The 11,622-nt window shown below is 65.8% G+C and carries 9 protein-coding genes; 6 read left to right on the plus strand and 3 right to left on the minus strand.

Features of this window, described 5'->3' with window-relative positions:
- Positions 1-103: 103 nt before the first annotated feature.
- Positions 104-334, minus strand: a complete 231-nt coding sequence (locus OR37_RS09245; protein WP_004618528.1) for a hypothetical protein — start codon at positions 332-334, stop codon at positions 104-106.
- A 73-nt stretch (positions 335-407) separates the two neighbouring features.
- The gene (locus OR37_RS09250) at positions 408-2,222 is read right to left on the minus strand and encodes a methyl-accepting chemotaxis protein (protein WP_004618530.1); all 1,815 of its coding nucleotides are present in this window, start codon (positions 2,220-2,222) and stop codon (positions 408-410) included.
- A 387-nt stretch (positions 2,223-2,609) separates the two neighbouring features.
- Here OR37_RS09250 and OR37_RS09255 point away from each other — a divergent pair, with 387 nt between their 5' ends.
- The 4 genes from OR37_RS09255 (at position 2,610) to OR37_RS09270 (ending at position 9,104) form a co-directional block, all read left to right on the plus strand.
- Positions 2,610-3,878, plus strand: coding sequence for an MFS transporter (locus OR37_RS09255; RefSeq protein ID WP_004618532.1), 1,269 nt, complete (start codon positions 2,610-2,612; stop codon positions 3,876-3,878).
- Positions 3,879-3,932: 54 nt separating this feature from the next.
- Complete coding sequence (locus OR37_RS09260; protein WP_004618533.1) at positions 3,933-5,075, plus strand: ROK family transcriptional regulator; 1,143 nt, start codon at positions 3,933-3,935, stop codon at positions 5,073-5,075.
- Positions 5,076-5,176: 101 nt separating this feature from the next.
- Complete coding sequence (locus tag OR37_RS09265) at positions 5,177-7,927, plus strand: TonB-dependent receptor (protein ID WP_004618535.1); 2,751 nt, start codon at positions 5,177-5,179, stop codon at positions 7,925-7,927.
- A gap of 193 nt (positions 7,928-8,120) precedes the next feature.
- On the plus strand, positions 8,121-9,104 hold the full coding sequence (locus OR37_RS09270; protein WP_004618536.1) for a glycerophosphodiester phosphodiesterase family protein: 984 nt from the start codon (positions 8,121-8,123) through the stop codon (positions 9,102-9,104).
- Positions 9,105-9,194: 90 nt separating this feature from the next.
- Here the strand turns inward: OR37_RS09270 and OR37_RS09275 are convergent, their stop codons facing one another.
- Positions 9,195-9,557 carry a CZB domain-containing protein gene (locus tag OR37_RS09275; RefSeq protein ID WP_004618538.1) on the minus strand — a complete coding sequence of 121 codons (363 nt, stop codon included), beginning with the start codon at positions 9,555-9,557 and terminating at the stop codon, positions 9,195-9,197.
- 330 nt (positions 9,558-9,887) lie between these two features.
- Here OR37_RS09275 and OR37_RS09280 point away from each other — a divergent pair, with 330 nt between their 5' ends.
- Together OR37_RS09280 and galE are read left to right on the plus strand one after the other, a co-directional pair.
- On the plus strand, positions 9,888-10,541 hold the full coding sequence (locus OR37_RS09280; RefSeq protein WP_035017136.1) for an exopolysaccharide biosynthesis polyprenyl glycosylphosphotransferase: 654 nt from the start codon (positions 9,888-9,890) through the stop codon (positions 10,539-10,541).
- Positions 10,542-10,592: 51 nt separating this feature from the next.
- Positions 10,593-11,576, plus strand: a complete 984-nt coding sequence (gene galE, locus OR37_RS09285; RefSeq protein WP_004618541.1) for a UDP-glucose 4-epimerase GalE — start codon at positions 10,593-10,595, stop codon at positions 11,574-11,576.
- Positions 11,577-11,622 lie beyond the last annotated feature (46 nt).

The following is an 11,622-nucleotide window of genomic DNA, read 5'->3' on the forward strand; positions in this document are numbered from 1 at the left end:
ATCATCATCGTGTCCGGCGTGGTTCGGCCTGCCTTGGGGCTTTAAATCAAATACTTAGAGCGTGACTCGCGCCGAAACTGGTTCCCACTTTCGGCGTCACGCTCTAGTTGAGGGCCGCGCCGATGGGCGGGGCGTTCCGATCCTCCAACGTGTCTATGACCGACCCGTAGAAAGCCCGCAGTCTCGCATCGGCCTCCTGCTGGGCGACCAACGACAAGGCCGCCGCCAGTTCCGCTCTTTCCGTCACGCCGCGCGCGATGAGAATGCCGGCGAGCGCGGTAAAGAGCCCGGTTTGATACTTGATCAGAAAGAGGAGCTCGTCTTCAGCCTTCATGGTCGGTCTTACGCCTTCAAGGAGTGATCCGCGCGGGCGGCGACCGCTGGCGTGTTCCGGCGATTAACCCGCTCTAGAATTCCTCCCAGGTCTCCACGGCCAGCGCGGCGCTCTGCTGAAGGCGGCGAGCGGGCGAGGCGGTTACGGCCGCGCCGGGGCGGGCGCTGACCTCCGGCTTGCGCGGGGTGCTGACCACCGGATTGCGTTGATCGCCAACCGCCCTCGGCGCGGCCGAGGCTTTGCTGGTTTGGAAGCGCCCCACCATGCCGGCCAGCTCGCGCGCCTCGGATTTCAGACCGGAGGCGGCGGCGGTGGCCTCTTCGACCATCGCGGCGTTCTGCTGGGTGACCTGGTCCATCTGATTGACGGCGGTGTTGACCTGATTGATCCCCGTGGCCTGTTCCTGTGAGGACTTGGCGATTTCGGCGATCAGCGCGTCGATCTGACCGACCTTATCAACGATGGTGTTGAGCGCCTTGCCGGTGTCGCCCACCAGGCGCACCCCGCGCTCGACCTGGGCGGTGCTGTTGGAGATCAAGGTCTTGATCTCCTTGGCGGCGTCGGCCGAGCGTTGCGCCAGCGCCCGCACTTCCTGAGCCACGACCGCGAAGCCGCGGCCAGCCTCGCCAGCGCGGGCCGCCTCGACGCCCGCGTTGAGCGCCAGGAGGTTCGTCTGGAAAGCGATTTCGTCGATCACCCCGATGATCTGGGTGATCTGGTTAGAGCCAGACTCGATCTCGCCCATGGCCGAAACGGCCTCGGCGACAATGTCGCCCGAGCGCGTGGCGTCGATCCGCGTGGTCGAGGCCACGCTGGAGGCCTGCTTGGCGCCTTCGGCGCTGCGCTTGACCGTCGAGGTGATCTCGTCCAGGGCCGCGGCGGTCTCTTCCAGCGTGGCGGCCTGCTGCTCGGTGCGACGCGACAAATCGTCCGACGCATTGGAAATCTCGCCGGCTCCGGCGCCGACGGTGTCGGTGACCTGGGCCACGGACGCCAGGGTGTCGTCAAGCACGCGCATCGCGGCGTTGAAGTCGTCCCGGACCTTCGCGAAGGCCGGATCCACCGTTTGCTCGATGCGATAGGTCAGATCGTTGGCCGCCAGGCGCTCAAGGCCCAAGCTGATGGCGTTAACCGCCTCGACCCGGCCGGTGACGACCGTCGCGAACTTGACGACCTTGCTCACCACGCCCCTGTGATCGAGGATCGGATTGTAGGCCCCTTGGATCCAGACGTCGTTGCCGGCCTTGCCGATCCGCTTGAACTCGCCGGAGAAGAACTGGCCGCGCGCCAGATCGGCCCAGAACGCGCGATAGGCCTCCGTGTCGCGTTCCCCGGGGGCGACGAACAGGCTGTGGTGTCGTCCCTGGATCTCCTCGAGACGGTAGCCCATGGCGTCGAGGAAGTTTTCGTTGGCGTTGACGACCTCGCCGGTCACCTTGAATTCGATCATCGCCTGCGAGCGGCCGATCGCGGCGATCTGACCCATGTAGTCGAGATTGAGCAGGCGCTCCTTGGCGTCGGCCCATTCGACGACATAGCCGGTGATCTTGTCGCCTTGCCGCAGCGGCATGACGCGCAGATCGAACGCTCGGCCGCCGACATTGATCGTCGCGTCATAGGCTTGGGTCAGCTTGGCCAGCAGGGCCCTCTGGTGCGCGGGGTTCTTGTGGAAGATGTCGATATTGCTGCCGATGATCCGGTCGGCGCGGAATTGCGGCAGGTCGGCGCGCAATTCCTGTTCGGCCTCGCGCATCAGCTCTTCGAGCGCCGGGTTCATGTAGGTGATGTTCAGATTGGCGTCGGCGATCATCACCTTCGCGCGGAGCGCGGCGAGCGCCGAGGCGGTGTCGGAGGCCCGTTTGCGGGCGGCGCCTTTAAAATTGATCATCTTCGGCCTCATCCCATCTCGTAGTGTCGTTCCTTAAATGCCTGACTTGAATCCTTTAACGACGGCTTAAACTCAAAGATTAGGCGCTTGGGAGCGAATAAAACCGGACCCAAAAAGGGGATGGTATATTCGGTTGCGAGGCATTCTTTGGTGGTTCCATTGCAATGGATAATTGCATTTTTTGTATTGCCTGCCGCGACCAGTGACAATTTGTCCTATGGCGTTGATGAAAATTGCCGTGATCGGAAATTCAAGTCGTCGGCCGCCGCCCTCGGGCGGCGTTAGCCTTGGCCGAGCGAGCTGGCTCCTCGCGTCTCTTCGCCGCATCGCCGGGGCCTCGGCTTCGACTGTCATTGAATCGTTTCCGCGCGGCGTCATAGACCGTGCATGGGAGTGATCCAGACGCCGAGCCAACACAGCGACGCCAAGGGAGAAGCGCCCCGGCGTTCGGCCTATGGCGCTGGCCATTTCGCCAAGAGTCTGGCCTGGACGTTCACCGACCTGCTTCTGGCCTATTACGCGAACGTTCACGTAGGTCTTTCGGCGCATCAGACGGGTCTCTTGCTGTTCCTGTCCATGGCTTATGGGGCGGGACTGGACCCGGCCGTCGCCTATTTCCTGCGTCACGCCGAAGGAAGCCGACGTCGCATTCTGCAAATCCAGTTCTTGGCTGGAGTGCTGACGGCCGGCGCCTTGCTGGTGGTGTTCTTGCCGCCGGTCGAGGGCGTCGGATCTTTCGCCTATCTTCTCGCGGCTCTCTTCTTTCTGAGAACTGCCTACGCGGTCTACGACGTGGCTCAGAACGCCCTGGTGTCGTTGCTGCCGGCCAATGAAGCAGACGCTCATCGGTACGTGATCCTGCGTCAAACGCTCAGCGCCGTGGCGCGCCTCTGCGTGGCGGCCCTATCGTTCCTGATCATCAGCAAGACCGCGCCGATGGGGCGCGAAGCCGGGTTGGTCGCCGTGATCGCGGTGCTGATCGTCGCGACGGGCGGGTGGATCCTGGCTTGGGCGGGGCCCGCCTCGGGAGGCGTCGAGCGACGGAGCGTCCCTGGTCTTCGCCTGCCCAGAGGCGCTGGGCGGCTATTGCTGGCGGCGGCGATCCACTCCGGACCTTTCAGCATGGCCGCGCGCATGGTGACCTTCGTTCAAGGCGCGGGCGCGGACGATCACACGGGGGCCGCTCTGCTGTTCGCGCTGGTGCTAGGCACGTTGATGGGTCCGATCGGCCTCGGTCGTATGCGCTTCGAGGACGGAGAGTTTCGCGCCGCGCTGGTCTTTACGGCGCTGGCCGTCTTCGGCGGCGTCGGTTTCGCGGTCGCTCCCCGGTCGGGCGCGCCGGCCCTCGCGGCTTGCTTGGCCTATGGGGTCGGTCTTGGCGGAACCATGACCCTATTCTGGCGGGGCATGAGCGTCGCGGTCCGAGAGCACGCCCTGCGCACGGGCGTGCGCACCGACCTGGCCGCCTTCGCGCTGCTGACCGCCGTCCTGAAACTGGCCTCGGCGCTCTCTGGCGGCGCGGTGGGGTTGGCTCTGGACGGATTTCGCGCCGGCGCCCCCGCGACCGCGCTCGCCTTGGGCGCGCTCGTGACCGTCGGAGGCGTGGGCTTTCTCGCACTGTTCGCGCCGCGCCGCTTCGCGCCGAAGCTTGTTTAATAGTTCTCACAAAAGAAATATGTGCGAGGCTCCTTACACGCTTTGGTGAAGTCCATGCGGCCGTCGCCCGTCATTCATCTTTCCGAGGATCAAAAGCGAATTGTCTGGCGTCTTCGGACCGGCGGACCCGCGTCTCGCACGGAATTGGCGCGCGAGCTGGGCATTCACAACGGCGCCCTGACCCGGCTCAGCCGCGAATTGGTCGCCCTTGGCGTGGTCGAGGAGCAGAACCAGAATGAGCGGGCGGCGCGGGGGCGGCCCACCGTGCCGCTGACGGTGTCGGACCGCGCGGGCTATGCCGCTGGCGCGACGGTGCACCCAGGTTGGCTGGAGATTTCGCTGGTCAATTTCGCGGGCGAAGTGGTGGCGCGCGACATCGAACCGATGGAGAGCGATGACCCGGCCATCTTCGCCGAGGCGGTCGAGCGACGCCTGCGCGGGCTGGCCGTCAATCACAACATGCTGCGCTCCCGCTTCCTGGGGCTGGGCGTCGGAATTCCGGGACCGGCGATCGTAGGGCGGCCGAACCATTGGTGGGCCGTGGAGTGGCTGAAGGGCTGGCGCGACCTGGATCTGGTCGCCTTTCTGACGGATCGGCTGGGCCTGCCGGTCTGGCTCCAGAACGACTCCAGCGCCGCGGCGCTGGCGGAATACTATACGGGAAATCTCCTCAAGGTCTGCGACTCCGCCCTGGCCCTGTTCATCGGACACGGCGTCGGCGGCGGGGTCATCGCGGGCCGTGAGATGTTCGTCGGCGAGTACGGCAACGCCGGGGAGGTGGGGCGTCTCTATCCCGGCGGAAGACCGCGTCCCTCGGGCATCGATCTGCTGGCGTCGCTGCGGGCCGCGGGCGCCGAGGTCACGTCCCTTCTGGACGTGGAAGGCTGTCTGCGCACACATCCCGAGGTGATCTCGGCCTGGATCGACCGCGCGGCGCGACAGCTGGAATTGGTGGTCAACGCCGGCATCGTCTGGATGGACCCCGGGGCCGTGGTGATCTCCGGCGCCTTGCCGCTGTCGATCCTGGAAGGCCTGGCGAGTCACCTCGAGAGCTCGACGCGCCTGTTCATGACGCCCGATGAGCCGCCGCATCTGGCGCCGCCGCTGGTCAAGGCCTCGACCCTGGGCAGCAGCGCCGTCTCCATCGGCGCGGCTCTGTTGCCCATCCACGAGATCGGTCGGCCGGGGGCGAGCTAATAGGTTATTTATTTCAACAGAAATAAATAAATCTGTCGCCGCCCGACCTTACTCGGCCGTCCCATAGCGCTGTCGGGCGCGAGAAAAATCTGGGGTCGGCAATGAAGAAGTATCTTGTTCACGGGGTCGCGTTCTGCGCGCTTCTCGGCGCGGCGGCGCCAGCCTTGGCGCAGGCGGTCGGTGATCCGAACGCGACGGTCGACGCGGTCGTCGTCACCGGCATCCGTCGCGCCAACGTCAAGGCCATCGACAGCAAGTTGAAGGCGACGGGCGTGGTCGACGTCGTCAGCTCCAACGAGGTCCAGGCCCTGCCGGACCTGACCATCGTCGAAGCCCTGCGGCGCGTGCCGGGTCTTTCGGTCCTTCCGGCCACCGATAACGAACACCCGCGCGACGAGGCGGCCACGCCTGTGATCCGCGGCCTGGGCCCGGCCTATAACAACGTCACGATCGACGGTTCTCCGATCGCCTCGCCGGGCACGCCGAACGGCAATCTGGGCTCGATCGGTCGCGGCGTGCGCCTGGACATCCTGCCGTCGTCGATGATCAGCGAGATGGCGGTCACCAAGACCTTCACCGCCGATCTCGATCCCAACGCCGTGGGCGGCGCCATCGATCTGCGCACGCGCAGCGCCTTCGCGGGCGGCGGCAAGCCGTTCTTCACCTTCGAAATCGCCGGCGGCGGCGCCAACGACCAGGGGCAGCCGCGCAAGCAGGCGCCGATCGGCGGACGGGTTCAGACAACCGGCAGCTTCACCTTCGGTCCCGACGGCAAGTACGGCCTGACCGCTTCGGCCAACTATCAGAAGCTGGACACCTTCACCGAAACCCACATGACCACCGACACGGTTCACGCGGTCTTCTACAATGACGCCGGCGTGGCCCAGAGCGGCGAGAATCTGGGCAATGGCTTCGCGGTGCCGCAGCAGGACAAGTACTGGTACGTCCAGGACCGCCGCTCGCGCTATGGCCTGACCCTGAAGGGCGAGGCCAACTTCACCGACGCGCTGTACGGCTTCGTGACCGGCGGCCTCTACCGCTTCCAGGACACCATGGAGCGCAACGAGCTCATCATGGACGCCAACCAGCGCGGGACGGTGTTCAACCAGACCGCCACCAGCGGCCAATATCCCAAGGGCGACGTCGAAGTCGGCTTCGAGCACGCCAACATCATCACCAACACCCAACTGCTCCAGGCCGGGTTGGACTGGAAGATCGGCGACGACCAGGTGCTCAGCGCGCGCGGGTCGGCTTCGCGCGCGACCTATCGCGAGCCGATCACGATGATCAAATACATCACCAACGCGGCCTACGGGACGCCCGGCGCCAACGCCGGAGCCGTGGTGGTCCCGACGGCGGCCTACGCCTTCACCTACGACACCAGCCGCTTCAACCAACGCTTCAACATGAACCCGGCGGCGTTCTACGATCTGTCGGCGTACAAGGCCTTCTACTACCGCCCGGACTATAAGCGTTCGGCCAGCGACAACATCTACAGCGGCCGGATCGACTGGCGGAAGAACATGGCGCGCGACGCGCGCGGCTGGGGCTTCTCGGCGGGCGTCAGCTATACGCAGGACACGCCTGAGTACAATGTGTACCGCGTCGAGTACGGTCCGAACGCCAATGCGCCGCTCATGACGCTGAACAACGCCGCCGGTCCGGCGGGCGCGCCGATGCGCTATTCCAACGGGCTGTTCCTGCTGACCATCGATCCGGTCAAGGCCGCCGCTCAGTGGGAGGCGGTCCGAGCGGCCGGCGGGCTGAACAGCACCGACCAGAGCAACTTCAGCAACCAGGATAACTTCGAGCACCGCGAGAAGACCATCGGCGCCTATGGCGTCGCCGCCTATGCCGGGGAGAAGCTGAAGGCTCAGTTCGGCCTGCATGAGGACTCCACCCAGCAGGAAACGACCGGGCGCGCGCGCGTGGCCGGTGTCTGGACCAAGCTGCCGACCAAGTCCTCCTACGACTTCCTGCTGCCTTCCGCGCTGGTGACCTACGACATCACGCCGACGATCGATGTGCGCTTCGGCGCCAGCCAGACGATCGGTCGCCCCAGCTACGACAGCTACGCCGCCCGCACCGCGATCAACTTCACCCAGGCGAGCGATAAGGGGAACGCCAACGCGACGGGCGTAACCGTCACGGTCGGCAATCCGGACATCAAGCCGCGTCTGTCGACCAATCTCGATCTCGCCATGGATTGGCGTCTGTCGAACCGCTACGGCGGCCTCTTCTCGGTCGCGGTGTTCAACAAGGACATCAAGGACGAGATCTTCAACGCCAGCTCGCAGGGCTTCACCTATGACGGCGTGACCTATGCCAACGCGGTGGTCACCCGGCCGGTCAACGCCAGCAAGGCGTCGGTGCGCGGGGTCGAGGCGAACCTAATCGTCAACTCGCTGGAGTGGGTCCATCCCTGGCTCAAGAACATCGGCGTCAGCGGCAACTGGAGCCAGCTGGACGGCGAGCTGAAGGTGCTGCGCGGCAATGGCGTTTCGCGGACTCTCGACCGCCTGACCGGCCAGCCGGACGAGACCCGCAACGCGACCATCTTCTACAGCCATGCCGGTCTGGAGCTCCGCGCCGCCTATAACCACCAGGGCAGGGCGCTTAGGTCCATCACGCCGGACATCGCCTGGCAGGACCTCTACTGGGCGCCGCGCGATCAGGTGGATTTCCAGGCGACCTACGAGGTTCGCCCCGGCCTGATGGTGTACGGCCAGGCCAGCAACCTGACCCATACGCGCATGACCAGCTTCTATGGACCGAACAAGAACCTGCTGAAGGACACCTATTCGGTGCCGACGGTCTTCTGGCTGGGCGTGCGGTTCACGCCGCGCTTCTAGAACGCGTCGCGCGGTCGGATCGTCGGACCGCGCTCCAATGATTGAAGTCGGTGCCCGCTTCTCGAACCGGAGGCGGGCCCCGGCCCACCGACAGGCGCGCGTCCTTCGCGCGTCTTCGCGGGGCGGCGCTTGATCCCCTTGGCGCCGCCCCGCGCCCCTTTCAGAAATTACGACGCCAATGGAGACGGCTCCCATGCGCAGACACACGACCCGACTGATTGGAGCCTTGGCGACCGTGCTGATGACGACCGGCTTGACGTCGGCCGCCAGCGCCTCGGCGGACCAGGCGGTGGCGAAGCTGAACGATCCCCAGGGCGGGATCTTCGTGGTGGCCCATCGCGGCTGCCACAATCCCGCGCCGTCCCGGGGCCTTTATGATCCGACGCCGGAGAACTCGCTGCAGGCTCTCGAGCGGTGCGTGGCCTTGGGCGTGGACATGGTCGAAACCGACGTGCGCCGCACCAAGGATGGTGTCCTGGTGATCATGCACGACGAGACGGTCAATCGCACGACCAACGGAACTGGTCGCGTGGCCGACATGACGGCGGCCGAGTTCAAGCGCCTGCGCCTGCGCCAGAACTTCGGCGGTCTGATGTCGCCCACCTTGACCGACGAGGCGCCTTCGACCCTCGACGAGTTCATGGCGCGCGCCAAGGGACGCATCATGCTCAATCTCGATATCAAGGAGGCGATCTACCCCGAGGTGGTGGCGGCCGTGGTCAAGGCGGGACTGGTCCAACAGATGCTGATCAAGGCGGACGCCTTGCCAGGCGCTCCGCCGTTGAGCGACCAGGCGCCTTATCGCGACGCCCTGTTCATGCCGATGCTGAATACGGTCCGGACCGGCGAAGGGGCGGACCTCGCCGCGATCCTGACGCGGCAAGCCTCGGGACAACATCGCATTCCGGCGGTCGAACTCGTATTCGTTCGCGCCCAGGACTTCGAGGCTGTACGGGACGCCGCCCGCCGAGCGGGCGTCAGGCTCTGGAACAACACCCTAACCTCCGTCGGCGTCACGGGCGTGATCGGCTATGGCGGTGATCAGGACGCCATGCGCGCCCCGGACCTGGTCTGGGGACGCCAGATCACCGCTGGCGTCTCGGCCTTCCAGACCGACGAACCCGCCGCTCTCCTGGACTATCTGGCCGTGCGGCGGGGCGCCCAAAGCGCGCGCTGAGTGATCGCCAACCGCGCCGCGGCGTCTTCGAGGGGAAGTCGAAGGTCGTCGCGGCGTATCGCCTGTCCGAGCTTGAGCGCCGCCGCGCGGCTACGCCGCTATCGAGGTGGCGGCGGTCCTCATGCGCCGAAACGCGGCGTTGAGGTCGGCCAGCGCTTGGGCGAAGGGCGTCCCATTTCGCAGGGCCCGCTGGGCTTCGTTATAGTGCCCGCGATTGATCTGGTCGGCCAGGGCGCCGGCCTGGGCGTGGAACGCCCGATGGGCTTCCAGTAGGCCCATGAAGGCGTGATTGCCGGCCCAGCGCCGCGCGCCGTTTCCATGCAGCCAGCAGCCCGTGGGGCACAGGCGGTCGGACTTCAGGGTGGAAGCGTCCAGCGGGATCTGGTCGGCGATCGCCGCGCTCAGGGTTTCGCGGATTTGAGTGTGCGTCTGCGCTTGTTCGTGAAAATCCATGGCCAAACCTCTCGGTTCAATCACGCCCTGATTGTCCAACGGCGTGGTTTCCGAATGGTTTTCAGGAGGCCTCTCCATCCACAGCGACGCCGGCTTATCCACGGTCTGGGGGAGGCTTTATAGGCGGGCTGATCTCCAGTCGGAGCGCGGCGCTCGCCCCTTTTGGCGGCGCCGATGAGGCAAGATTGTCATCGGAGCGTGCGAGAAACGTCGCGAGGCGAAAAAGGTTGGTTAACAACCTCCATGCGCGGTTGTTTGACGAACGCCGATTTAGTAAAGACTTTTTAAATTTTCGGGCAAAGACCCGAGCGATAGACTGGTGGGGACCACGTGCTAACCGCTTCTAATTCGTCGGCGGAGCCGCGAACACGCGTCGTGAAAGCGTCGCCGGTCGCGCAAGATCCGCTCAAGCGCGCGATGGATATTCTGGTGGCGGGCGGCGCCCTGCTGTTCTTCGCGCCCTTGCTGGCGCTCGTCGCCGTCCTGATCAAGCTCGAGTCGCCGGGGCCGGTGCTGTTTCGGCAGTCGCGCGGTGGGCTGAATGGTCAGGCGTTCACGATCCTCAAGTTCCGTTCGATGCGGTGCCAGGAAAACGGCGCCAAGGTCGTGCAGGCCCAGCGTGAGGACGACCGCATCACGGCGATCGGCCGGATCATCCGCAAGACCAGCATCGACGAGTTGCCCCAACTGCTCAACGTCCTGAAGGGCGACATGTCGATCGTCGGCCCGCGTCCGCACGCCCTGGCCCATGACGAACATTACGGCGCGCTGATCCCGAACTATCACCTGCGCTTCCGCGCGCGCCCGGGCCTGACGGGCTTGGCCCAGATCAAGGGTCTGCGGGGCGGAACCAGCGCGATCGAAGCGATGGCGGCGCGGATCGACGCCGACAACGAATATATCGAACGCTGGACGCTGGCGGGCGACATCGGAATTCTCCTGATGACCGCGCCGCACCTGTTGATGACGGAAAACGCCTACTAGGTTTTCCGTCGGCGAAGCGGATGATGGCCGCGCCGCGTTCGAGGGGATTTCATGCAAACCGTTCTGGTGGCCGGCGGCGCTGGCTATGTGGGCTCGCACTGCTGCTTGGCCCTGGCCGAGGCTGGGTTTCGCCCCGTCGTGTTCGATGATCTGTCCAATGGACATAGGGAGCATGTCCAGTGGGGGCCATTCGAGGCGGGCGATATCCGCGACCGCGCTCGCCTGGACGCGGTGTTCGCCGCCCACAGGCCCGTGGCGGTTCTGCACTTCGCCGCCCGCATCGAGGTCGGTGAGTCGGTCAAGAACCCCGGGGCCTTCTTCGACAACAATGTTGGCGGGACGATCACCCTGATCGAGGCGGCGAGGCGGGCGGGGGTGAACGCCCTGGTCTTTTCGTCGACCTGCGCGACTTTCGGCGATCCGGTGATCCTGCCGATGCCCGAGACCCATCCGCAAGCGCCCCTGAATCCGTATGGCCGCAGCAAGCTGATGGTCGAACAGGCCTTGGCGGACTACGACCGCTATGTCGGATTCCGCAGCGCGGTGATGCGCTACTTCAACGCGGCGGGCGCCGATCCTCAAGGCCGTATCGGCGAGTGGCACGAGCCGGAGACCCACGCCATTCCGCTGGCGATCCAGGTCGCGCTGGGCCAGCGCCCGCATTTCACGATCTTCGGCGACGATTACGACACGCGGGACGGCACGGCCGTTCGCGACTACGTGCACGTGCTGGACCTCGCCGACGCCCACGTTTCGGCGCTGCGTCGGTTGCTGTCTGGCGGCGCGTCGGAGTCTTACAACCTCGGCACCGGCGCGGGCACCACCGTGCGCGAACTGGTCGATGGCGTCGGCCGGGCGGTGGGTCAAGCGCTGCCGGTCCAGGTCGCCGGGCGACGCCCAGGCGACGCGCCGGTGCTGGTCGGCGACAACGCCAAGGCCCGCGAGCAACTGGGCTGGAGGCCGTCGCGCGACCTGGACGCCATCCTGTCCAGCGCCTGGCGCTGGCACCAGGCCCAGGCTCTGGCCGGACGATAAGGGGGCGGGCGGTCAAGGCCCGCGCCCAACCCCCATGGACGCTCAA

Origin of the sequence: Caulobacter vibrioides OR37 (assembly GCF_000372645.1) — a bacterium.
GTDB classification, from domain to species: domain Bacteria; phylum Pseudomonadota; class Alphaproteobacteria; order Caulobacterales; family Caulobacteraceae; genus Caulobacter; species Caulobacter vibrioides_E.

Excerpts from the sequence above, each read along its gene's own strand:
- OR37_RS09255 (WP_004618532.1), top strand. The coding sequence starts at position 2,610 with ATGGGAGTGATCCAGACGCCGAGCCAACACAGCGACGCCAAGGGAGAA.
- OR37_RS09265 (WP_004618535.1), top strand. The coding sequence starts at position 5,177 with ATGAAGAAGTATCTTGTTCACGGGGTCGCGTTCTGCGCGCTTCTCGGC.
- OR37_RS09275 (WP_004618538.1), bottom strand. The coding sequence starts at position 9,557 with ATGGATTTTCACGAACAAGCGCAGACGCACACTCAAATCCGCGAAACC.
- OR37_RS09270 (WP_004618536.1), top strand. The coding sequence starts at position 8,121 with ATGCGCAGACACACGACCCGACTGATTGGAGCCTTGGCGACCGTGCTG.
- OR37_RS09245 (WP_004618528.1), bottom strand. The coding sequence starts at position 334 with ATGAAGGCTGAAGACGAGCTCCTCTTTCTGATCAAGTATCAAACCGGG.
- galE (WP_004618541.1), top strand. The coding sequence starts at position 10,593 with ATGCAAACCGTTCTGGTGGCCGGCGGCGCTGGCTATGTGGGCTCGCAC.
- OR37_RS09250 (WP_004618530.1), bottom strand. The coding sequence starts at position 2,222 with ATGATCAATTTTAAAGGCGCCGCCCGCAAACGGGCCTCCGACACCGCC.
- OR37_RS09260 (WP_004618533.1), top strand. The coding sequence starts at position 3,933 with ATGCGGCCGTCGCCCGTCATTCATCTTTCCGAGGATCAAAAGCGAATT.